This is a genomic window from Pseudomonas sp. HT11 (assembly GCF_044875395.1).
In the GTDB taxonomy this organism is placed as follows: domain Bacteria; phylum Pseudomonadota; class Gammaproteobacteria; order Pseudomonadales; family Pseudomonadaceae; genus Aquipseudomonas.
The window spans coordinates 537,710-560,767 of record NZ_CP173217.1; the positions used below are offsets into that span (position 1 = coordinate 537,710).

At 61.9% G+C, this 23,058-nt stretch carries 16 protein-coding genes; 13 read left to right on the forward strand and 3 right to left on the reverse strand.

Going from position 1 to position 23,058, the window contains the following annotated elements:
* Nucleotides 1-12 precede the first annotated feature (12 nt).
* Both aceF and aceE read right to left on the reverse strand, forming a co-directional pair.
* Nucleotides 13-1,665 carry a dihydrolipoyllysine-residue acetyltransferase gene (gene aceF, locus ABWL43_RS02315; protein ID WP_404486538.1) on the reverse strand — a complete coding sequence of 551 codons (1,653 nt, stop codon included), beginning with the start codon at nucleotides 1,663-1,665 and terminating at the stop codon, nucleotides 13-15.
* A gap of 11 nt (nucleotides 1,666-1,676) precedes the next feature.
* Nucleotides 1,677-4,322 carry a pyruvate dehydrogenase (acetyl-transferring), homodimeric type gene (aceE, locus tag ABWL43_RS02320; protein WP_124416260.1) on the reverse strand — a complete coding sequence of 882 codons (2,646 nt, stop codon included), beginning with the start codon at nucleotides 4,320-4,322 and terminating at the stop codon, nucleotides 1,677-1,679.
* Between the two features lie 383 nt (nucleotides 4,323-4,705).
* Between aceE and glnE the strand changes: the two genes are divergently transcribed.
* From glnE to ABWL43_RS02360, 8 genes are all read left to right on the forward strand, one after another.
* Nucleotides 4,706-7,645, forward strand: coding sequence for a bifunctional [glutamate--ammonia ligase]-adenylyl-L-tyrosine phosphorylase/[glutamate--ammonia-ligase] adenylyltransferase (gene glnE / locus ABWL43_RS02325; protein WP_404486540.1), 2,940 nt, complete (start codon nucleotides 4,706-4,708; stop codon nucleotides 7,643-7,645).
* Nucleotides 7,646-7,843: 198 nt separating this feature from the next.
* Nucleotides 7,844-8,878 carry a lipopolysaccharide heptosyltransferase II gene (gene waaF, locus ABWL43_RS02330; RefSeq protein WP_404486542.1) on the forward strand — a complete coding sequence of 345 codons (1,035 nt, stop codon included), beginning with the start codon at nucleotides 7,844-7,846 and terminating at the stop codon, nucleotides 8,876-8,878.
* Nucleotide 8,879: 1 nt separating this feature from the next.
* On the forward strand, nucleotides 8,880-9,941 hold the full coding sequence (gene waaC / locus ABWL43_RS02335; RefSeq protein WP_262209742.1) for a lipopolysaccharide heptosyltransferase I: 1,062 nt from the start codon (nucleotides 8,880-8,882) through the stop codon (nucleotides 9,939-9,941).
* On the forward strand, nucleotides 9,941-11,065 hold the full coding sequence (locus tag ABWL43_RS02340; protein WP_145160071.1) for a glycosyltransferase family 4 protein: 1,125 nt from the start codon (nucleotides 9,941-9,943) through the stop codon (nucleotides 11,063-11,065). The genes waaC and ABWL43_RS02340 overlap by 1 nt, the downstream gene beginning before the upstream one ends.
* On the forward strand, nucleotides 11,062-11,868 hold the full coding sequence (gene rfaP, locus ABWL43_RS02345; protein WP_145160073.1) for a lipopolysaccharide core heptose(I) kinase RfaP: 807 nt from the start codon (nucleotides 11,062-11,064) through the stop codon (nucleotides 11,866-11,868). Before ABWL43_RS02340 ends, rfaP begins: the two co-directional genes overlap by 4 nt.
* Entirely contained in the window at nucleotides 11,868-12,602 is a 735-nt protein-coding gene (locus ABWL43_RS02350) for a lipopolysaccharide kinase InaA family protein (protein WP_145160075.1), read from the forward strand. Before rfaP ends, ABWL43_RS02350 begins: the two co-directional genes overlap by 1 nt.
* Nucleotides 12,599-13,351 (forward strand): lipopolysaccharide kinase InaA family protein, encoded by a 753-nt coding sequence (locus tag ABWL43_RS02355; protein ID WP_404486545.1) that lies wholly within the window; start codon nucleotides 12,599-12,601, stop codon nucleotides 13,349-13,351. The genes ABWL43_RS02350 and ABWL43_RS02355 overlap by 4 nt, the downstream gene beginning before the upstream one ends.
* Nucleotides 13,351-14,802: a lipopolysaccharide kinase InaA family protein gene (locus tag ABWL43_RS02360; RefSeq protein WP_404486547.1), complete on the forward strand. Its 1,452-nt coding sequence runs from the start codon at nucleotides 13,351-13,353 to the stop codon at nucleotides 14,800-14,802. Before ABWL43_RS02355 ends, ABWL43_RS02360 begins: the two co-directional genes overlap by 1 nt.
* Before the next feature lie 100 nt (nucleotides 14,803-14,902).
* On the opposite strand, the gene ABWL43_RS02365 is transcribed toward ABWL43_RS02360, so the two are convergent.
* Nucleotides 14,903-16,987, reverse strand: a complete 2,085-nt coding sequence (locus ABWL43_RS02365) for a TonB-dependent receptor family protein (RefSeq protein ID WP_404486549.1) — start codon at nucleotides 16,985-16,987, stop codon at nucleotides 14,903-14,905.
* A 179-nt stretch (nucleotides 16,988-17,166) separates the two neighbouring features.
* Between ABWL43_RS02365 and ABWL43_RS02370 the strand changes: the two genes are divergently transcribed.
* From ABWL43_RS02370 to ABWL43_RS02390, 5 genes are all read left to right on the forward strand, one after another.
* Entirely contained in the window at nucleotides 17,167-17,496 is a 330-nt protein-coding gene (locus tag ABWL43_RS02370; protein ID WP_242198891.1) for a YceK/YidQ family lipoprotein, read from the forward strand.
* Between the two features lie 376 nt (nucleotides 17,497-17,872).
* Nucleotides 17,873-19,630, forward strand: a complete 1,758-nt coding sequence (locus ABWL43_RS02375) for a carbamoyltransferase (RefSeq protein WP_119737974.1) — start codon at nucleotides 17,873-17,875, stop codon at nucleotides 19,628-19,630.
* A complete protein-coding gene (locus tag ABWL43_RS02380; RefSeq protein ID WP_242198893.1) occupies nucleotides 19,614-20,744 on the forward strand; it encodes a glycosyltransferase in 1,131 nt (376 codons plus the stop codon). The genes ABWL43_RS02375 and ABWL43_RS02380 overlap by 17 nt, the downstream gene beginning before the upstream one ends.
* Nucleotides 20,744-21,640, forward strand: a complete 897-nt coding sequence (locus ABWL43_RS02385; protein WP_404486551.1) for an antimicrobial resistance protein Mig-14 — start codon at nucleotides 20,744-20,746, stop codon at nucleotides 21,638-21,640. Before ABWL43_RS02380 ends, ABWL43_RS02385 begins: the two co-directional genes overlap by 1 nt.
* Nucleotides 21,637-23,052, forward strand: coding sequence for a PIG-L deacetylase family protein (locus ABWL43_RS02390; protein ID WP_404486553.1), 1,416 nt, complete (start codon nucleotides 21,637-21,639; stop codon nucleotides 23,050-23,052). The genes ABWL43_RS02385 and ABWL43_RS02390 overlap by 4 nt, the downstream gene beginning before the upstream one ends.
* Nucleotides 23,053-23,058 lie beyond the last annotated feature (6 nt).

Below are 23,058 nucleotides of genomic sequence, written 5' to 3' on the forward strand. Positions count from 1 at the left end.
CCCGTTTGCGGCTTACAGCAGGATGGTGCGGATGTCGTTCAGCAGTTGGCTCAGACGCTGTGTGAAGCGTGCAGCGGCGGCGCCGTTGATCACACGGTGATCGTAGGACAACGACAGCGGCAGCATCAGCTTCGGTTGGAACGCTTTACCGTCCCACACAGGCTGGATAGTGGCCTTGGACACACCCAGGATCGCCACTTCCGGCGCGTTGACGATCGGCGTAAAGCCAGTGCCGCCAATGTGCCCGAGGCTGGAGATGGTGAAGCACGCGCCTTGCATGTCGTCTGCAGTCAGCTTCTTGTCACGGGCCTTGGCGGCCAGTGCAGCCGCTTCAGCAGCCAGTTGCAGCAGGCTCTTCTGATCAACGTTCTTGATCACAGGCACCAGCAGGCCATCCGGGGTATCAACTGCAAAACCGATGTGCACGTATTTCTTGCGAATGATCGCTTTTCCGCTTGGCGCCAGCGAACTGTTGAAGTCCGGCAGTTCCTTGAGCAGGTGCGCGCAGGCCTTGAGCAGCAGTGGCAGCACGGTCAGTTTCACGCCAGCCTTCTCGGCCACGGCTTTCTGCGCAACGCGGAAAGCTTCCAGGTCGGTGATGTCGGCCTGGTCGAACTGGGTCACGTGCGGAATGTTCAGCCAGCTGCGGTGCAGGCTCGACGCGCCGATTTGCATCAGGCGGGTCATCGGCACTTCTTCGGTTTCGCCGAAGCGGCTGAAGTCCACGACCGGAATCGGCGGAATCCCAGCGCCACCGGTAGCAGCGCCGGCAGCCGGAGATTCCTTGGCCTTCTGCATCATGGCCTTGACGTAAACCTGCACGTCTTCTTTCAGCACACGACCGTGCGGGCCAGTGGCCGACACAGCATTGAGCTCAACACCGAACTCACGGGCCAGCTGACGCACGGCTGGGCCGGCGTGAACCTTGGCACCGCGTGGCGCAGGTGCGGCAGCCGCAGGAGCCGGTGCAGCCTCGGCTTTCGCAGCCGGTGCAGGGGCGGCAGCAGCCGGAGCCGCTTCAGCTTTTGCAGCAGGTGCAGCCGCAGCCGGTGCTGGAGCAGCAGCCGGCGCAGCGCCTTGTACTTTGAGCTTGAGGATGAAGTCGCCAGTGCCGACTTCGTCTTCGAGCTTGACCGCGATGCTTTCCACCACGCCGGCAGCCGGCGATGGGATTTCCATGGAGGCCTTGTCGGACTCCAGGGTGATCAGCGACTGGTCGGCTTCGACGGTGTCGCCGACCTTGACCAGCAGCTCGATGATCTTGGCCTTGCCCGACGAACCGATGTCCGGGACGTGAATGTCCTGAACAGAGGCCTCAGCCGGAGCGGCGGCCGGGGCTGCAGGCGCCTCGGCAGCGGCGGCAGGCTTTTCAGCAGCCGGTGCAGGTGCAGCAGCGGCAGCAGGAGCCGCCGCAGGGGCCGCGTCAGCGGCGCCTTCGATTTCCAGTTCCAGCAGTTCGTCGCCTTCTTTCAGGCGGTCGCCCAGCTTCACTTTCAGGCTTTTGACCACGCCGGCCTTGGGAGCAGGGATTTCCATGCTCGCCTTGTCCGATTCCAGGGTCAGGATGCTCTGGTCGGCTTCGACGGTGTCGCCGACCTTCACAAACAGCTCGATTACTTCACCTTCACCGCTGCCGATGTCAGGTACGCGAATGAGTTCGCTCACAAAAAATCTCCTCAGCAGTCCAGTGGGTTGCGTTTTTCCGGGTTGATCCCGAACTTGACGATAGCGTCAGCCACCACCTTAGGTTCGATCTCACCACGGTCAGCCAAGGCTTCCAGGGCTGCCAACACCACGAAGTGACGGTCAACTTCGAAGAAGTGACGCAGCTTCTTGCGGCTGTCACTGCGGCCGAAACCGTCGGTGCCCAGGACTTTGAATTCCTTGGACGGGACCCACTGGCGAATCTGTTCAGCAAACAGCTTCATGTAGTCGGTAGAGGCAATGACTGGACCTTTACGGCCGGCCAGGCACTCTTCGACGTAGCTTTTCGCTGGCTTCTGACCTGGGTGCAGGCGGTTGTTACGCTCCACTGCCAGGCCGTCGCGACGCAGTTCGTTGAAGCTGGTAACACTCCACACATCAGCGCCGACGTTGAACTCTTCACGCAGGATCTTGGCCGCTTCACGCACTTCACGCAGGATGGTGCCGGAGCCCATCAGCTGTACGTGGTGCGCCGCTTCCTTGGTGTCTTCTTCGAGCAGGTACATGCCCTTGATGATGCCTTCCTCGACACCGGCCGGCATGGCTGGCTGCTGGTAGGACTCGTTCATCACGGTGATGTAGTAGAAAACGTCCTGCTGCTCTTCGGTCATCTTCTTCATGCCGTCCTGGATGATCACCGCCAGCTCATAGCCGTAGGTTGGATCAAAGGTGCGGCAGTTCGGGATGGTGGCAGCCAGGATGTGGCTGTGACCGTCTTCGTGTTGCAGGCCTTCGCCGTTCAGCGTGGTCCGGCCGGCGGTACCGCCGATCAGGAAGCCACGGGTACGGCTGTCGCCTGCTGCCCACGCCAGGTCGCCGATACGCTGGAAGCCGAACATCGAGTAGAAGATGTAGAACGGCAGCATCGGCTGGTTGTGGCTGGAGTAGGAAGTACCGGCAGCGATGAAGGAGCTCATGGCGCCCGCTTCGTTGATGCCTTCTTCGAGGATCTGGCCCTTTTTGTCTTCCTTGTAGAACATCACCTGGTCTTTATCGACTGGCTCGTAGAGCTGGCCGACGGAGGAGTAGATGCCCAACTGACGGAACATGCCTTCCATACCGAAGGTACGGGCTTCGTCCGGGATGATCGGGACGATACGCGAACCGATTTCCTTGTCCTTGACCAGCTGCGCGAGGATCCGCACGAAGGCCATGGTGGTGGAGATTTCACGGTCGCCCGAGCCGTCCAGGATAGCCTTGAGGGTATCGAGTGGCGGGGTCGGAATGTTGAAGCTCTTGGCGCGGCGCTGTGGCACGAAACCGCCCAGTGCAGTGCGACGCTCGCTGAGGTAGCGGGCTTCGGCGCTGTTTGGCTCTGGCTTGAAGAACGGCAGGTTCTCCAGTTCTTCGTCCTTGACCGGGATGTCGAAGCGGTCGCGGAACAGCTTCAGGCTTTCAACATCAACCTTCTTGGTGTTGTGCGCAGTGTTCTTCGCTTCGCCGGCACCGGTGCCATAACCCTTGATGGTCTTGGCCAGGATGACGGTCGGTTGTTCTTTGTGGTTGACCGCTTCGTGGTACGCCGCGTAGACCTTGTACGGGTCGTGGCCGCCACGGTTGAGTTTCCAGATCTCGTCGTCGGACAGGTCTGCAACCATTGCCTTGAGTTCAGGCGTGTTGAAGAAGTGTTCACGTACGAACGCGCCGTCTTTGGCTTTGTAGTTCTGGTACTCGCCGTCGATGACTTCGTCCATGCGACGTTGCAGGATACCGTCGACGTCTTTGGCCAGCAGTGGGTCCCAGAAACGGCCCCAGATGACTTTGGTCACGTTCCACTGAGCACCGCGGAACACGCCTTCGAGTTCCTGGATGATCTTGCCGTTGCCGCGAACCGGGCCGTCGAGGCGCTGCAGGTTGCAGTTGATGACGAAGATCAGGTTGTCGAGCTTCTCGCGGCCGGCCAGGGAGATGGCGCCCAGGGATTCCGGCTCGTCACACTCGCCGTCGCCCAGGAAGCACCAGACTTTCTGCTTGCCTTCAGGGATGAAGCCACGCGCTTCCAGGTACTTCATGAAACGTGCCTGGTAGATCGCCTGGATCGGGCCCAAGCCCATGGACACAGTCGGGAACTGCCAGAAATCAGGCATCAGCCAAGGGTGCGGGTACGACGACAGGCCGTTACCGTCCACTTCCTGGCGGAAGTTGTTCATGTGTTCTTCGGTGATGCGGCCTTCCATGAACGCACGGGCGTAAACGCCTGGAGAAGTGTGGCCCTGGAAGTAGATCAGGTCGCCGCCGTGTTCGTCGGTCGGGGCCTGGAAGAAGTAGTTGAAGCCGATGTCATACAGGGTTGCGCTGGAAGCGAAGCTGGAGATGTGACCGCCCAGGTCAGAATCTTTCAAGTTCGTGCGCATTACCATCGCCATGGCGTTCCAGCGTACCAACGAGCGAATGCGGCGTTCCATGAACAGGTCGCCAGGCATGCGTGCTTCGTGGGTAACGGGGATGGTGTTGCGGTATGGCGTGGTGATGGCGTAAGGCAATTGCGAGCCGCTGCGGGTCGCGAGTTCGCCCATACGGGTCATCAGGTAGTGAGCACGGTCTTCGCCTTCTTTGTCGAGAACCGATTCCAGGGCGTCCAGCCATTCCTGGGTTTCGACGGGATCGAGGTCTTGCATGGCTTGCTCCAGGGCGGAAAGGCTACCAGAATCGGTTGCCTGAAGTTTGCGACTGGCCTTGTGGGCAGACGACATAAATTCTTGGATGGCCGAAGGTTGCTTCGGCGTCCTGTAGTTTTACTACAAATCGTCGGCCATTTCAGCCTTTCGAATGTATATACGAGTAGTAAAACTACACAAGACCGAGTGGATTGCTCGGTCTGGCTGGTGAGCATAATCGTTATTGTTGATCTTTTGCGAACAAGAAAAGGTGAAAGTTTGATGTTGCCTGCCAAGATTAATTTAATTTCAGCTATTTATAACCTTTGTTCGACAGTCCTTCACCGAGCGTGGTTCTTGCGTTCACAGCAACAAGCCTTTTACGCGCCGATCAAGGATAGACCATGAGCCTTCCAACGCTGGCCCCATTACCGGCCATTCTCTTGCCTTTTGCCCAGCGGGCCGAGCAGTCATTTCGTGACGCAGTGGCCGCGCTGGACGACGATCATGGACTTTCTGCCTGGACGCCGCAACGGTGGGCTGACTTCGCCCGCGTGTGCGCCGCCAGTGATTTTGTCATTGAACAGAGCCTGCGTGACCCTTTGATGTTGCTCGAGCTGGTGGCCTGGGGCGAGCTGGACCGCGGCTTTGCGCCCGGCGAGCTGTGCGGCCAGATCGCCGGCGCCGTGCAACAGGCCGAAACAGAAGATGAGCTGGGTCGCGTGCTGCGTCGCCAGCGCACTCGCCAGCAAGTGCGCATCATCTGGCGCGACCTGACGCGCCAGGCCGACCTGGTGCAAACCTGTCGCGACCTTTCCGACATGGCCGACGCCAGCATCGACCAAGCCTACCAATGGCTGTACCAGCGCCATTGCGTGCAATTTGGCACCCCCACCGGCCGGCGCAGCGGCGAAGCCCAGCACATGGTCATCCTCGGCATGGGCAAGCTCGGCGCCGTGGAGCTGAACCTGTCGTCTGATATCGACCTGATCTTCGCCTACCCCGAGGGCGGCGAAACGGTGGGCGTGAAGCGCGCGCTGGACAACCAGGAATTTTTTATCCGGCTTGGTCAAAAACTGATCAAGGCGCTCGACCCGATGACGGTCGACGGGTTTGTGTTCCGCGTCGACATGCGCCTGCGCCCCTACGGTTCGGCTGGCGCCCTGGTGCTCAGCTTCAACGCGCTGGAACAGTACTATCAGGACCAGGGCCGCGACTGGGAGCGCTACGCCATGATCAAGGCGCGCGTGGTTGCCGGTGACCAGGTGGCCGGTGCGCAACTGCTGGATATGCTGCGCCCGTTCGTCTATCGGCGTTACCTGGACTTTTCGGCTATCGAAGCGCTGCGCACCATGAAGCAGCTGATCCAGCAGGAAGTGCGGCGCAAAGGCATGGCCGACAACATCAAGCTGGGCTCGGGTGGTATCCGCGAAGTGGAATTTATCGCCCAGGCGTTCCAGCTGATCCACGGCGGCCGCGACCTGAGCCTGCAACAACGGCCATTGCTCAAGGTGCTCGGCACCCTCGAAGGGCAGGGCTATTTGCCTGCGGCAGTCATTGCCGAGTTGCGCAACGGCTACGAATTCTTGCGTTACACCGAGCATGCGATTCAGGCGATCGCCGACCGCCAGACGCAAATGCTCCCGGACACCCCGGAAGATCAGGCGCGTATCGCCTTTATGCTGGGCTTTGCCGATTGGTCCGCGTTCCATGAGCGCCTGATGTATTGGCGCGGTCGGGTGGACTGGCACTTCCGCCAAGTCATCGCCGACCCTGACGAAGAGGAAGGCGCAGAGAGTGAGTTGGTCGTAGGCGGCGAGTGGCTGCCGCTGTGGGAAGAGTCTCAGGACGAAGACGCCGCTCGCCTGCAATTGCAGGAAGGTGGCTTCACCGACGCGCCCAAAGCCCTCAAAGCCCTGGCCGGCTTGCGCGGCAGCCCGCAATTGCGTGCCATGCAGCGTCTGGGGCGGGAGCGGTTGGATGCCTTTATTCCGCGTCTGCTGGCCCAGGCCGTCGAACACGCCAACCCGGATTTAGTGCTTGAACGTGTACTGCCGCTGGTCGAAGCCGTCGCCCGCCGTTCCGCTTATCTGGTGCTGCTCACCGAAAACCCCGACGCGTTGCGCCGTCTGCTCACACTGTGCGCCGCCAGCCCGTGGATCGCCGAACAGATCACGCGCTTCCCGCTGTTGCTCGACGAATTGCTCAACGAAGGCCGCCTGTTCAAGCCGCCGTTGGCGCCGGAACTGGCCGCCGAGCTGCGCGAGCGCCTCACGCGCATTCCCGAGGATGACCTTGAGCAGCAGATGGAGGCGCTGCGCCACTTCAAGCTGGCTCACCGTCTGCGCGTGGCCGCTTCGGAAATCGCCGGCAGCCTGCCGCTGATGAAAGTCAGCGACTACCTGACCTGGCTCGCCGAAGCCATTCTCGAACAAGTACTGGCCCTGGCGTGGCGCCAGACCGTGGCCCGCCACGGCTCGCCGCAGCGGCTTGACGGTTCGCTGTGCGACCCGGGGTTCATCATTGTTGGTTATGGCAAGGTTGGCGGCATCGAGCTGGGGCATGGTTCCGACCTGGACCTGGTGTTTATCCACGACGGTGATCCGCAGGCCGAGACTGACGGCGCCAAGCCGATCGACGGCGCGCAGTTCTTCACGCGCCTGGGCCAGCGCATCATCCACTTGCTGACCACCCAGACCAACTCCGGCCAACTGTATGAGGTCGACATGCGCCTGCGCCCATCCGGCGCGTCAGGCTTGCTGGTGAGTTCACTCGGAGCCTTCGAGCGCTATCAGCAAAATGAGGCCTGGACCTGGGAACATCAGGCGCTGATCCGCGCGCGGGTGCTGGTGGGCAGTCAGGATGTGGGCCAGGCGTTCGAGCAGGTCCGCGCTAAAGTACTCGGGCGTGAGCGCGACCTGGTCAAGCTGCGCCAGGAGGTCAGCGAGATGCGCGCCAAGATGCGCGACAACCTGGGCACCCGGTCTACGGCGGCCGGCACCGGCGCCAATGCCTTTGAGCCCACGGTGGTGTTCGACCTCAAGCAGGACGCCGGAGGTATCGTCGATATTGAATTTATGGTGCAATACGCGGCTTTGGCGTGGTCTGCGCAACATCCATCGTTGCTGCGCTACACCGACAATATCCGCATTCTGGAGGGCCTGGAGCAGGTCGGGCTGATGCCCGCCGCCGATGCCCATCTGCTGCGCGAGGTGTATAAAGCCTACCGTTCCGCCGCGCACCGCCAGGCCTTGCAAAATGAGGCTGGCACGGTAGCCGGGGATCAGTTCGCCGACGAACGGCGCCAGGTGATGCGAATCTGGCAGGCGCTGGGGTTAAGCTGATTAATTGAGTGGCGCCAATTTAATGTGGAAATCGGCCTTATGTGGGAGCCGGGCTTGCCCGCGATGCAGGCGCCTCGGTACTTCAGTCATACCGAAGCGATGCCATCGCAGGCACGCCAGCTCCCACACAAAGCGCGATCTACAATCATTGTCGATGCGGGGAGGCATAAGCCTCCCCGCATCGTTTGTGGAAACTACATGAATATTCTGATCGTTGGGCCCAGTTGGGTCGGTGACATGGTGATGGCGCAGACACTGTTCCAGTGCCTGAAACAGCGTCATCCCGACTGCCAAATCGACGTGCTCGCCCCCGAGTGGAGCCGGCCGATCCTCGAGCGCATGCCCCAGGTGCGCAAGGCCTTGAGCTTCCCGCTCGGCCACGGTGCCCTCGAATTGGCGACGCGCCGGCGCATCGGCAAATCCATGGTCGGCCAGTACGACCAGGCGATCCTGTTGCCCAACTCGCTCAAGTCGGCGCTGGTGCCGTATTTCGCCGGCATCCCCAAACGCACCGGCTGGCGCGGCGAGTTTCGCTACGTATTGCTCAACGATGTGCGCACCCTCGACAAAGCACGCTACCCGCTGATGATCGAGCGCTTCATGGCCCTGGCCTACGAGCCTGGTGCCGAGCTGCCGATGCCGTATCCGCGCCCCAGCTTGCAGATCGACCCGGTGACCCGTGACGCAGCCCTGGCCAAGTTCGGCCTGATGCTCGACCGTCCGGTGCTGGCGCTGTGCCCAGGCGCGGAGTTTGGCGAGTCCAAGCGCTGGCCGTCGGAGCATTACGCCAAAGTCGCCGAGATGAAGATTCGCGAAGGCTGGCAGGTGTGGTTGTTCGGCTCGAAAAACGATCACTCGGTGGGCGAGGACATCCGCCAGCGGCTGATCCCTGGGCTGCGTGAAGAAGCGGTGAACCTCAGTGGCGACACGTCACTGGCCGAAGCCATCGACCTGCTGTCCTGCGCCGACTCGGTGGTGTCCAACGACTCCGGCCTGATGCACGTGGCTGCCGCGTTGAACCGCCCACTGGTGGCGGTGTACGGCTCGACCTCGCCTGGCTTCACACCGCCGTTGGCCGACAAGGTCGAAGTGGTACGCCTGGGCCTGGATTGCAGTCCGTGTTTTGAGCGTACTTGCCGTTTCGGCCACTACAATTGCCTGCGCCAACTGCTGCCGCAACCGGTCAGCGACGCGTTGCAGCGGTTGCAAGGCTCCGTGGTCGAGGTCCGTTAGTTTGCGAGTACTGGTAGTCAAGACCTCATCCCTGGGCGACGTGATCCACGCCTTGCCGGCACTGACCGACGCAGCGCGGGCGATCCCCGGCATTCGCTTTGACTGGGTGGTGGAAGAAGGCTTTGCCGAGATCCCCACCTGGCACCCCGCGGTGGACCAGGTGATCCCGGTGGCAATTCGTCGCTGGCGCAAAAACATCTGGCAAACCATCAAGAGCGGCGAGTGGCGACGGTTCAAGCAGCGTGTTCAGTCGACCAAGTATGACTTGGTGATTGACGCCCAAGGCCTGCTGAAAAGCGCCTGGCTGACGCGCTACGTGCGCGCTCCGGTCGCGGGTTTCGACAAGCATTCTGCACGCGAACCCATCGCTGCGCGTTTCTACTCACGCCGTTTGGCCGTGGCCCGTGGGCAGCATGCGGTGGAGCGTTTGCGCCAGCTGTTCGCCGTTGCGCTGGGCTACGACCTGCCCAAAGGGCTGGGCGACTACGGCCTGAGCACTGAAAAGCTGCTCGGCCTGCCGCCGAAAAAACCATTTGTGCTGCTGCTGCACGGCACCACTTGGGACACCAAGCATTGGCCCGAAGCCTATTGGCGCGAGCTGGCCGAGCGTATGGGCCGCCTGGGTGTGGACGTGAAGTTGCCGTGGGGCAATGCCGACGAAAAGGCGCGTGCCGAGCGCCTGGCCCATGGCCTGCAACACGCCGAAGTGCTGCCCAAGCTCAACCTGGCCGGCGTGGCCCGCGTGCTGGCCGGCGCCCGTGCCTGCGTGGCGGTGGACACTGGCCTGGGTCACTTGGCCGCTGCGTTGGACGTGCCGACCATTTCCCTGTTCGGCCCCACCAACCCCGGCCTGACCGGCGCCTATGGCAAGGGCCAGATTCACCTGGCCAGCGACTTCCCGTGCGCGCCGTGCCTGCAAAAACACTGTACCTATCAACCAACGGCCGACGACCTGCGTCGGTTCGACATCAAGCGCGAGTCGCCCCTGTGCTTCACGCGCCTGAACCCTGAGCGTGTGGCAAGCCGACTGAGCACGTTGTTACTGGCTGAGGAGCTGCACTGATGCAACTGGCTTTTGTTCTGTACAAATATTTCCCCTTCGGTGGCCTGCAGCGCGACTTCATGCGTATCGCCCTGGAGTGCCAGCAGCGCGGCCATCAGATTCGTGTCTACACGCTGATCTGGGAAGGCGACATTCCGCCCGGCTTCGAAGTGCTGGTGGCGCCGGTCAAGGCGTTCTTCAACCATCGGCGCAATGAAAAGCTCAGCGCCTGGATGGAAGCCGACCTGGCCAAACGCCCGGTGGACCGTCTGATCGGCTTCAACAAAATGCCCGGCCTGGACGTGTACTACGCCGCCGATGGCTGCTTTGAAGACAAGGCGCAAAACCTGCGTCATTCGCTGTACAAACGCTTTGGCCGTTACCGCCACTTTGCCGAGTACGAGCGCGCGGTGTTCGCCAGGGACGCCAGGACTGAAATCCTGATGATCTCTGAAGTGCAGCAACCGCTGTTCATCAAGCATTACGACACCCCGCTGGAGCGTTTCCACCTGCTGCCGCCGGGCATCGCCCAGGACCGCCGTGCGCCGCCGAATGCCGCCGAGATCCGCGAAGGTTTTCGCCAGGAATTCAACCTCGCAGGCGACGACTTGCTGCTGGTGCAAATCGGTTCCGGTTTCAAGACCAAGGGCGTCGACCGCAGCCTCAAGGCCGTGGCCGCCTTACCGGCGGAACTGAAAAAACGCACGCGTCTGTTTGTAATTGGCCAGGACGACCCCAAAGTATTCCAATTGCAGAGTGCTACGTTGGGGCTGGGCGATAACGTGCAGTTCCTCAAAGGGCGCAGCGATATTCCGCGTTTCCTGCTGGGCGCCGACCTGTTGATCCACCCGGCGTACAACGAAAACACCGGGACCGTGTTGCTCGAAGCCCTGGTGGCCGGGTTGCCGGTGCTGGTCTCGGCGGTGTGTGGTTACGCCCATTACATCAGCGAGGCCGACAGTGGGTTGGTGCTGGACGAGCCGTTCGATCAAACGCAGCTCAACCACTACCTCACACGCATGCTTACCGACACTGCACAGCGCGCGGCCTGGGGCCGCAATGGGTTGGCGTACGCCGAGACGGCCGACCTCTACAGCATGCCGCAGCACGCGGCGGATGTGATTCTGGCGGAGCCAAAGCGATGAAGTTGATGCTTGCCGAACCGTTCAAGACCCTCTGGGCCGGGCGTGATGCCTTCGCCGAAGTCGAGCGGCTGGAAGGCGAGGTGTACCGTGAACTTGAAGCCCGGCGTACCTTGCGCACCGAGGTGGATGGGCGTGGCTATTTCGTGAAGATCCACCGTGGCATCGGCTGGGGCGAGATCGTCAAGAATCTGGTCACCGCCAAGCTGCCGGTGCTCGGTGCGGGCCAGGAGTGGCAGGCCATCCAGCGCCTGCAGCAGATCGGCGTGCCGACCATGACCGCTGTGGCGTACGGCGAGCGCGGCAGCAACCCGGCCGACCAGCACTCGTTCATCATCACTGAAGAACTGGCGCCGACTGTCAGCCTGGAAGACTTCAGCATCGACTGGCTCAAGCAGCCGCCCGCGCCGCGCCTCAAGCGCGCGCTGATCGCCGAGGTGGCGCGCATGACTGGCATGATGCATCGCGGTGGGGTCAACCACCGCGATTGCTACATCTGCCACTTCCTGTTGCACACCGATACGCCGGTGACGGCTGATAACTTCAAGTTGTCGGTGATCGACCTGCACCGCGCCCAGACCCGCGACAAAATCAGTCATCGCTGGCGCGACAAAGACCTGGCCGCGTTGTACTTCTCGGCGCTGGACATCGGCCTGACGCGTCGTGACAAGTTGCGCTTCCTCAAAGGCTACTTCCAGCAGCCGTTGCGCCAGATCCTCGCTGAAGAAAATGCCTTGTTGCAGTGGCTGCAAACCAAGGCCGACAAGCTTTATGCACGTAAACAACGCTACGGGGATGCGCTCTGATGGCGGGTTGGAACCTGGAACCTGCTTACGCCGCCCTGGCGGATGATTTCGGCAGCCTCGAAGCGGTATTCGCCCTGCAAGGCGAGCGCCTGACCCGCGACCCATTGTCGGAAGTGATTCGGGTGGCGCGCGGCGGGATCAATTACTACGTCAAGCGCTACGTCGGTGCCGGCAAGGGCCTGCGCCGCTACTTGGGCAAGCCTCGGGTTAAGTCCGAATGGCAGAACCTCAAGCGTTTCGCCAAGTGGGGCATTCCCACCGCCGACGTGGTGGCCTGGGGGCTGGAACGCAAAGGCCTGGCCTACGCGCGAGGCGCGATGATCACCCGCGAGCTGCCCAAGACTGAAGACCTGTCGATGCTGGCTGATCGCAAAGATCCGCGCTTGAAAGACCCCAAGTGGGTCAGCGTGATCAGTCGCCAGCTCGCCGAATACACGCGCACCATGCATGAGCACCGCTTCACCCATAACGATTTGAAGTGGCGCAACCTGCTGGTCGACGACCAGCAGACCCTGTACCTCATCGATTGCCCCAACGGTGATTTCTGGCGCGGTTTCTGGCTCAAGTACCGAATTACCAAGGACCTGGCCTGCCTGGACAAGGTCGCCAAGTATCACTTGTCGGCCACGCAGCGCCTGCGCTTCTACATGCAATACCGCCAACGCACGCACCTGACGGCGTCAGACAAACAGCGAATTCGCCACGTGGTGAAGTTTTTCGAGGGACGCGAATGAGTGATTTCCTGGCGGCCGAAGACCGCGCTCTGCTGGAGCGCCATGGTCTGGCAACCTTCGACGCCCTGTGGGCCAGGCAACTGGACGCGGTGGACGAGCCCAATACCAGCAAGGGTGGCTGGAGCAGCGTGTTTCGCCTGGAGCTTGAAGGGCAGGGTTACTACCTCAAGCGCCAGAGCAACTACCTGACACGCACGCTGCACAAGCCGTTTGGCGAGCCCACCTTTGCGCGCGAATTTCGCAATATCAGCCGTTATCAGAAACTCGGCATTCCGGCGTTGCAGGCCGCGTTTTTCGGTGAGCGCAAGGTCGACGGCGAACACCGCGCGATGTTGCTGACCCGTGCCCTGGACGGTTGGAACGACCTGGATTCGTTGCTGGAACAGTGGTCGCAACTGACTGACGCCCAGCACCGCGCGATTCTGCTGGCCTGCGGTCAGTTGGCCCGTCATCTGCACAGCGTAGGCCAGGTGCATGGCTGTTTTTATCCCAAGCATATTTTTCTGCAGACCCTGGGCGACGGTTACGCTGCGCAGCTGATCGACCTGGAGAAAACCCGCCCGCTGTTGTTCGGCCAACGTGACCGGGTCAAAGACCTGGAGCCGCTGCTGCGCCGCGCGCCGCAGTGGACGGACGCGCAAGTGCGGCAGTTGCTGGCGGCCTACCTGGCAGAGCCTGAAAACAGCGCAAAGGTGGGCGCCTGGTTTGAACGGCTGACGGCGCGTCGCAGCCACAAGGAGAACCGCTGATGCGTTTGTCCGAGCTGAAAAAAGCCGGCCGCACGCCCAGCCTGCCGCTGACCATTGAACTGGCGGATGCCGCAGGCCCAGGGCAGTTGCAATTGCTCAGTCTGCTGCGTGTGTTGCCGGGCGAGCGTTATGTGGGCGCCGGCGTCTGGCGCGGGCGCACGGTGCTGGCCAAGTTATTGGTGGGCAGTAAGGCGGCACGTCATTTTCAGCGCGAGCTCAGCGGCGTACGCCTGCTTGCCGAGCAAGGCCTGACCACGCCGCAGCTGTTGGCCGATGGCTTGCAGGAAGGCGAGGGCGGCTGGCTGCTGTTCGAGTTCATTGAGGGCGCCGAAAGCCTCGCCGATGCCTGGCAGGCAGTTGAAGGCTTGCCGCCGCTGGCGGACGAACAAACAGCCGTGCTTGCCGAGGCGCTGGGGGCGATTGCCCACATGCATGCCAAAGGGCTGTGGCAGGAAGACCTGCACCTGGACAACCTGCTGCGCCAGGACGGCAAGCTGTACCTGATTGACGGCGCCGGCATTCGTGTCGAAGCCGCGGGCAAGCCGCTGTCGCGCAACCGGGTACTGGAAAACCTCGGGGTGTTTTTTGCGCAATTGCCGAAAAACCTCGAACCCTTTACCGAAGAATTATTGGTCTATTACCTGCTGAGCAATGGCGAGCATGCCGTGCCGCTGGAAGCGCTCGAAAAACAGGTGCGCAAGGTCAGCGCCTGGCGCTTGAAGGACTTCTTGAACAAGGTTGGCCGCGACTGCACGCTGTTCAGCGTCGTGCGTGGCGCCTTTGCCTTGCGCGCGATTCGCCGTGAAGAAGAGGCCGCCATGCTGCCGGTGCTGGAGCAGGCCGACGCATTGCTGGATCAGGGCCATCTGTACAAAACCGGCGGGGCCGCCAGCGTGGGCAAGGTTGAGGTGGCCGGTCGGCCGCTGGTGATCAAGCGCTACAACATCAAGGGGTTTGCCCATTGGCTCAAGCGCTTCTGGCGCCCGAGCCGCGCCTGGCATTCGTGGCGCGAAGGCAACCGCCTGGCGTTTCTGGGGATTGCGACGCCCAAGCCGCTGGCGGTGTTGGAGAAGCGGTTTTTGTGGCTGCGCAGCCGGGCGTACCTGGTGACTGAATACTTGCCCGGGCCGGACATCATCGAGCGTTTCGCGCCGTACGTTGAGCGCGGTGACGCGCCAGAAAATGAGCTGCTGGCGCTGGATCATCTGTTTGCCGAGCTGATTCGCGAGCGCATCAGTCATGGTGACTTCAAAGGCCATAACCTGTTCTGGCACGCAGACCGCTGGGCCTTGATCGACCTGGACGCCATGTGTCAGCACAGCTCACTTGCCAGCTTCGCGCCGGCGTTTGCCAAGGACCGCGCGCGGTTTATGCGCAACTGGCCCGAGAGCAGCGCGCTGTATCAGCTGATCGATCAGCGTTTGCCCAAAGAGATCGGCGCCGCCGGTTAAGACGGGCCTTCGGCCCTATCGCGGGCAAGCCCGCTCCTACAGGTGAATGTGGGAGCGGGCTTGTCCGCGATGACGGTCGACCAGGCGCTGCGCTGGCTGATCAAAACTGATATTCGGCCCCCGCCCCCGCGTACCACGACCTTCCCGGCGCCGCTTCGTAATAGCGGAAGTTGCCGTCCCCGACGATCACCGAACCCACGTACTGGCGATCCAGCAAGTTATCCAGGCGCAGGGTCTGGTGGAAGGTCCAGTGCTCGACCTTCTGCTCGAAGCGCGCACGCCAGTTGAACACGCTGTAGGCCGGCGCGGCGCGTTGCTGGTTGGTGTCTTCCACGTAGACTTTGCTGCGGTACATGCCTTCGAGGCCAGTGCTGACCCAGTCGCGTGGTTTCCAGTTCAGCTCGGCGAAGAGCGTGGTCTGGGGCACGCCGGGCAGGTAGTTGCCTTTGTCGATCGCCGTGCTGGCGCCGCTGACGAAGTCGCTGTCATAGGTGGCGTGCAGGCGGGTGTAGGCGAGGTGGGTGCTCCACTGTTCGGTCAATTGGCTTTCCAGGCTCAGTTCGAAGCCACGGCGCAAGGTGCGACCGGCGTTCTGGTAGGTGGTACGCCCGCCGCTGGATTGCTGCACGACCAGTTCGTCATCGGTGGTGATCTGGAACACCGCAGCATTCACGCGTGTGTCTTGGCCAACCCGGGCCTTGAGCCCCATTTCATACTGCTTGCTGACCGACGGCTTGAGCGCGAAATTGAAGCCGTTCGAGCTGCTGGAATACGCCGACTCCGCCTGGGTCGGGGTTTCAAACCCTTTGCCCGCGCTCACATAGCCATGCAGGTCCGGCGTGAAGGCATACATCACGCTCACTGAGGGCGTGTTCTTCTGGTAGGTCTTGTTGCCGCTGTCGTTGCCATCGCTGAGGAAGTGGTCGTCCACGTCCATCTTCATGGTGCTGTGGCGCAGGCCGGCTTGCAGGGTCCAGTCGCCCAGCAGCCAGTTGGCCTGCACGAACGGGTCGAGGCTGGTGGCGGTGTCGATTTCATCGCGGCCCAGCGCGCCTTTGACGCCGTGCACGCCGTTGAGGGTGTTGGAGTAGCCTTGGCGATCATCCTGGCTGCGGTCGTAGTCGAGGCCGGTGATCAGGGTCAGGTCGCCAGGGGCGCTGGTGATGGGTTGCAGCCAGTGGACGGAGCCGCCGTAGAACTTGCGGTCGAAGTCCACCACGCCACCGCGCTTGTCTGACGGCGTACCGCCGGGAATCGACAAATACTGAATCACACTCCGCCGCCCGGTATACGCATTCACCTGCAGCGTTGCATCGCCGATATAGCGCTCGTAATTCAGGCCCAATTGCTGATGATCGATACTTTTTCGCGTGTTGTACTGCAAGGCGGCGGGCGCCACCGAGCGCGGGTCCGCCTTGTACGCGGCCCAGGTCTGGCCCAACGGGTCTTGCGTGCCGTTTTGCTCCAGGCTGCTGTAGATCAGCGCCAGTTTGCTGTCGTCATCCGGGTGGACATTCAGCTTGGCAAAGGTCTGGTCACGACGGGCGCTGCTGTGGTCGCGGTAGCCGTCGGTGTCCATGCGCGAGGCGTCGAGTACAAAACCGGCGCCATTTGCCGCGCCTTCGGCCGTCAGGTGGTTCTTGTTCAGGCCGTCGCTGCCCACCAGCGTTTCGGCGCCGATGCGCGGCGGGCCTTCGCCATCGCGCGCGAACATCTGGATCACGCCGCCGGCATTGCTGCCATACAGCGTGGCGGCCGGGCCGCGCAGCACTTCGATGCGTTCGGCGGTGTCGAGGTTGAACGTGGCGGCCTGGCCCTGGCCATCCGGAGTACTGGCAGGGATGCCGTCGGCGATCAGCTTGATGCCGCGCACGCCAAACGCCGAGCGTGCACCGAAGCCGCGTGAGGAAATCTGCAGGTCCTGCGCGTAGTTTTGACGGTTCTGCACCACCAGGCCAGGCACGCGGGACAGGGCTTCAGAGGCATTGATGCCGAGTTGGCCGTCGCTGATCTGCTCACGGCTGATGCTGTCGACCGAATACGGAAGGTCGAACGTCGGGCTGGCGCTGCGTGAACCGGTCACCACGCTGGGGTCGAGGATCAGGGCTGCGTCTTCAGCCTGGGCGGTGTCGCACAAGGTGAACAGGCTTGGCAGCAATAGGGTGAGGCGAGCGAGGGTTTTCATGGGGCAGCCCGAATCCGTGGCGCATAAGACATAAACGCGCAAAAGGGCGCGAGTTTAGTGAAATGCTGAGTTTTTACCATTTCGGATTTTTCGTACGCAATTTGGCGATGCACTTGGGTGGGGGAGCCGACATTTCGCTGATAGCGTGGCCGGCCGTTGGCGATCACAGGACAATCACAATGAAAATCACGGCTGCAATGGGCATTGCCGCACTGCTGGTGGGCGGTTGTGGGACCGTCAACAGCGTCATCCGCAAAGACGGCGACACCGCGCGTGAGCTGCGGCTTATCAAAACGTACTGCCAGTCCATACCTCGCGTTTACAGTGGCGTGGCCTTTGATTTCTGCGCGCTGCACGCGGCTCCCGATCCGACCGGCGTACTGATACCCTTCGTGCTGCTGGACATTGCAGCGTCCGGCGTTGCCGATACCGTTGTGTTGCCCTACACGATTTATCGCCAGGCAAACGACGGCAACATCAGCGTCTATTGGCGCCCTGGCGGTTCTTGAGCGAGGCTGCGCATGAGCCGGCCATGACAAATGGAGTTGTCTATGAATCGTGGTTTCACCCTTCTATGGGTGCTGACGCTTGCACTGCTCACCGGCTGCGGCACCATCAATAACGACTCAACCTTTCCCCGCGCGAAAGCAATGCGTTCCCGATCATCGCCATTGAGGCGATTGCCTCCGGTGTGGCGGACACGCTGGTGCTGCCCTACACGATCTACCGCTAGGCGCAGTGACAACCGGTCGCCACATTCCCTAGATCATCACGTGGCGTGTTTACGCTATAATCCCGCCCTTTAGCTGTTTCTCGTCCAGGCGAGAGGCACACTTTTTTCAGGCGCACCCCGCCTGCATGCAGACTAAAAGAGGCTAGACCCCTGTGGCATTGACGATTCTTGGCCTGTCCGGCGCCCTTAGCCATGATCCTTCCGCAGCCTTGTATATCGACGGCAAGCTGATCGCGGCCGCCGAAGAAGAGCGCTTCGTACGCGACAAACATGCAAAGAACCGCATGCCCTACGAGTCGGCGAAGTTCTGCCTGGAACAAGCCGGTATCAAGCCTTCCGACGTTGATGTGGTGGCGATTCCGTTCGCCCCGATCAGCCTGTTCGGTGAGGCGCGCTGGCACTATGCCAAGCGTTACTGGTACGCCCCGGACCGCGCCCTCGACGCGATCCTGATGGGCAACCGTCGCTACAAGCGCTACCGCAACAAGATCGTCTGGTGCCTGGAGCAACTGGGCTTCGACCCGAAGAAAATCAAGATTGAACCGGTTGAGCACCACCTGGCCCACGCCTCCAGCGCTTACCACTGCTCGGGTTTCCAGGAGAAAACCGCGATCCTGGGGATCGACGGCAAGGGCGAGTACGCCACCACCTTTTTCGGCTACGGCGAAAACGGCAAGATCCACAAGATCAAGGAATTCTACGACCCGGATTCCCTCGGCGGCCTGTATGGCGCGATCACCGAGTTCCTCGGTTTCGAGATGCTCGACGGCGAGTTCAAGGTCATGGGCATGGCGCCGTATGGCGATGCCAGCAAGTACGATTTCTCGCGCCTGGCCTCGTTTGAGAACGGCGAGCTGGTGATCAACACCGACTACGCCAACGTCATCGGCCTGCGTCGCTACAAAGAGAAGGGCAAGGGGTTCTACTTCTCGCCAAAACTGATCGAGTGGCTGGGTCCCAAGCGCGAAGGCGATATCGCCGACGAGCCGTACATCCACTACGCGGCCAGCATGCAAGCGCTGTTCGAGAAGCTGGCCCTGCAGATGATCGACCACTACCTGGGCGATATCCTCAAAGACACCGGCAAGCTGGCCTTCGCTGGCGGCTGCGCGCTGAACGTCAAGCTCAACCAGAAGATCATTGCCCGCGATGACGTCAAGGAGCTGTTCGTGCAGCCGGCGTCCGGCGATGCCGGCACCGCGGTGGGTGCCGCTGCCTACGTGTCCCACGCCCGTGGTGTACCGGTCGAGAAGATGGAACACGTCTACCTCGGCCCGTCCTACAGCAACGAAGACGTGATCGCCGCGTGCGCCAAGCACGCAAGCAAACCGGTATGGCGCAAGATCGAGAACATGCCCAAGCGCATCGCCAAGATCATGGTCGACGGCAACCCGGTGGCCTGGTTCCAGGGCCGCATGGAGTTTGGCCCGCGCGCGTTGGGCGGTCGTTCGATCATTGGTTGCCCAAGCGCCACCGGCGTGGCGGATCGCATCAACCACCAGATCAAGTTCCGCGAGCGCTGGAGGCCTTTCTGCCCGTCGATGCTCGACACCGTTGCGCCGCAGATGATCAAGGTCGATCACCCGGCGCCGTTCATGACCTTCACCTTTGAAGTGTCGGAAGAATGGAAAACCCGCGTGCCGGAAGTGGTCCATGAAGATGGTACCTCCCGTGCCCAGGTGCTCAAGCGCGAATACAACCCGCGCTACTACGACATGATGAAAGAGCTGGAAGTACTCACCGGCAACGGCGTGTCGCTGAACACCTCGCTCAACCGTCGTGGCGAAGCGATGATCTGCTCGCCGACCGACGCGCTGAACATGTTCTTCGGCTCGGACCTGCAGTACCTGATCATGGAAGACATCCTGGTCGTCAAAGACGGCGTGGACCCTTATGACTCGGTCGGCTGATCGCCACGTCCTGCAGTTCTGCCACGGCTATGACGGGCCGTTCCTCGATTGCGCGCGGCAGTACGCCAGCCTGTTCGCAGGCTCGGGCTACAAGGTGACCACGGTGTTTCTCACCGGGGTCGCCGACCCCGATGTGGCGGCCGGTTGTGCCTCTGATGAAGTGTTGTTCATGGAATTCAGCTCCAAGGCCATTCGTGGCCTGAAGCTGGGCGCCATCGGTGAGCTGCGCAAGATCGCGGCGTCACGCAATTTCAGTTTCTGCATTGCTCACCGGTTCAAGCCGATCTATATCGCCTTGCTCGGCACGCGCTTGCCGGTGATCGGTGTGCATCATGCGTTTGGTGACTATGGGCGCCGCAGCCGCAAGCTGTTTGCGTCGATTTTCCGCAAGCGTTTGAGCCTGCTGGGTGTGTCCGATGCGGTGCGTGATGACATGCGCCGTTGCTTGCCAGCCTGGCCGGCAGCGCGGATTCAAACGCTGTACAACCGCATCGATGTCGACGCCATGCAGGCCCTGCAGGTTCCGGCCGAAGCGGCGCGCGATGCGCTGGGGCTGTCGCCGGATGAGTGGGTGGTCGGCAACGTTGGCCGCCTGCACCCGGACAAGGACCAGGCCACCTTGCTCAAGGGGTTTGCCCTGGCGCTGCCGCATTTGCCGGCACAAAGTCGTCTGGCCATCCTCGGCACCGGCCGCTTGGAGAAAGACCTCAAGGCCTTGGCCCGGGAGCTTGGGATTGCCGAACAGGTGCTGTTCCTCGGCCAGGTGCCGGATGCGCGCCGTTACTTCCGCGCCTTCGACGCCTTTGCCCTGAGTTCCGATCACGAACCTTTCGGCATGGTACTGCTGGAGGCCATGGCCGCCGGCGTGCCGCTGTTGGCAACAGCGTGCGGTGGCGCCCGGGAAGTGGTCGAAGGCGTGGGGATCCTGTTTCCCTTCGGCGATGCCGAACACTTGGGCCAGGGGCTTCGGCACCTGGCGGCAATGGATCGTCAGCAGCACGCGCAATGCGCCCAGATGATGCTGGAGCGCTTGCACGAGCAGTTCTCGGACCAGGCGGTTCGCGCTGCCTTCTGGCAACTGCCGCACGTTACTGAACTGACCGCGAGGGCGTGATGCTCAATCGATTCCAAGGCTGGCGCGAGCGTGGCTGGTCCGTCGTTGACGCGTCCACCTACAGCGACGCCTGGCAGCGTTACGGCGGCAGTGTTGCCACCCATCCGCAGGTGGTTGAGCGTCTTGCCGGGCTGGCCGAGATTCCTGTGCGCTACCTGGCGTGGGAGCAAGGCGGCGAGCTCAAGGCCTGTATTGCGACCTGGGGCCAGGACTTGGCGTTATCCAAGGATGTGCTCAAGCGCAAAGGCAAGAAGGGCTTGTTCGACTTGGGCAATGCCGAGTTGATTCTGCCTGCCACCGCCGATGCCCAAGCCCCGTTGCGTCATCGCGCGCGCTACCTGTCGGCACTGAATGAAGGCCGTTTTGCCGGCATCCAGCTGCAGACCGAGCAGTTGGCCATGGCGCGTACCCCGGAAGAACTGTCGAAGAAATTTCGCTATAACCAGCGCCGCGAGTTGCGTCTGCTGGAAGAGGCGGGCGGTGTGGTGCGTGCGGTCCAGACATTCACCAGTGCCGAGCTGGCGGCAATTTACTGTGATTTGTTCCAGCGCCGCTGGGGCTTTCCCGCCACCGGCGCCGAGCGCATGGCGCAGGTGATCGAGCTGCTGCGTGAATGGTTGATCGGTTCGGTGATTTTCCTCAACGATGCGCCGATCGCCATTCAGCTGGTTTACCGCGTTGAGGCGCCAGAGTGGGTCAGCGTTGAATACGTCAATGGCGGCGTAGACCCTCAGACGCGTGAGTTCAGCCCCGGTAGCGTGCTGAGTTTCCTCAATACGCAAAGTGCCTGGGAACAGGCGCGGGAAGCCGGCAAGCCGCTGCGATTTTCGTTTGGCCGGGCAGACCGCGAGTACAAAGACCGTTGGTGCAACCCGGTGCCGGTGTTCAAGGTATGAGTGATTCTCCCAGCCGCAAGCAAGCCCTGCTCAAACGCCATCGCCGCAACAAGCGCGTGGCGCTGCTGGTCGGTTTGCTGGTGTTGATCGGCGTCGGCGTGGCGGTGGCCTGGTGGCTGCCGTTGCTGCTGGCAATCCTGGCCTGGGTGGCCCATGAAGCCTGGTTTGCCGACCATCTGTTTTACTCGCCCGGCGACGACTATCAGTACGCCTTTGCGGCCGAGACCGAGCAACCCAAGGTTGTTCTGGATAACGGCCGATTGCTGCTGGAGCAGGCGCTGGAGCTGTCGGGCGACGAGACGCTGATCCTTGCGCTGCGGCTCAAAAGTGGCTTGCTGGGGCGCTTTATTGATCCGTTTATCGCCTTGCCACAGGGTGATCGGCAGGTGTTCGAGCGCGGCGTCAACGGCTTGCGCTACTTGAACCTCACCGGCCAGGCGCAAGCGCTGCTCGCTGGGCAACTGCGCCTGAGTGGCCGGTTCTGCCGTGTGCAAGGTACGCCGGTGTTGTCGGTATTTCGCCAGCCCGACGTGAGTCAGCAACGGGTGATGGTGATTGCGCCCCATGCCGATGATGCCGAGCTTGCCGCCTTTGGCCTGTACAGTCAGGCGGCGCAGCCCTGGATCGTGACGTTGACGGCCGGCGAAATCGAAGCCGAGCATTATCAACAGATGGGCCTGGGCAAGCCCGAGGCTGCACGCCTCAAGGGCCGGTTGCGCGCCTGGGACAGTATCGCCGTGCCGCGTTGGGCGGGTGTGCCGCAGGAAAATTGCGTGCAGCTGGGGTATTTCTGCCTGCAGCTGGCGGCGATGCGGGCCGAGCCTGATCGCGCCGTGGCGTCCCGAGAGGCCGAGCTGAGCGACATTCGCGTGTTTCGCCAATTCAACCCGTTCCCATTGCCTGCGGATGCCGATGGCCGGCCGACCTGGAATAATCTGCTGGCAGATTTGCGGGCGGTGCTGCTGATGGCGCGTCCTGACGTTATCGTGCTGCCGCATCCGGTGCTCGACCCGCACCCTGACCATGTCTGCGCACAGCAGGCCGTGCTGCAAGCCCTGCAAGGGCTGGAGTGGCAGCCGGCCACGCTGCTCGGCTACGCCAATCACCTGCATGACAATGACCGCTGGCCGATGGGCGATTCGGGCAACGGCATCGCGTTGCCACCCTGTTTTGATTCGAGCATCACCTTGCAGCCTTTTTGCGTGCCGGTGTCTGCCGAACAACAGCGTGACAAGGCCATGTCGCTGGGCATGATGCATGACTTGCAGCCCAGGATGCCGTTCAAGCGGCGCGTGCGGCGTGCGATCCAACGGTTACTGGCCGCAAGGGCCATTTCACCCTGGGGGGAAAATGAGTTTTACCGCAAGGCTGTAAGGCGACATGAACTTTTTTGGTTCATCAAGCATAAGTAAGGTTAC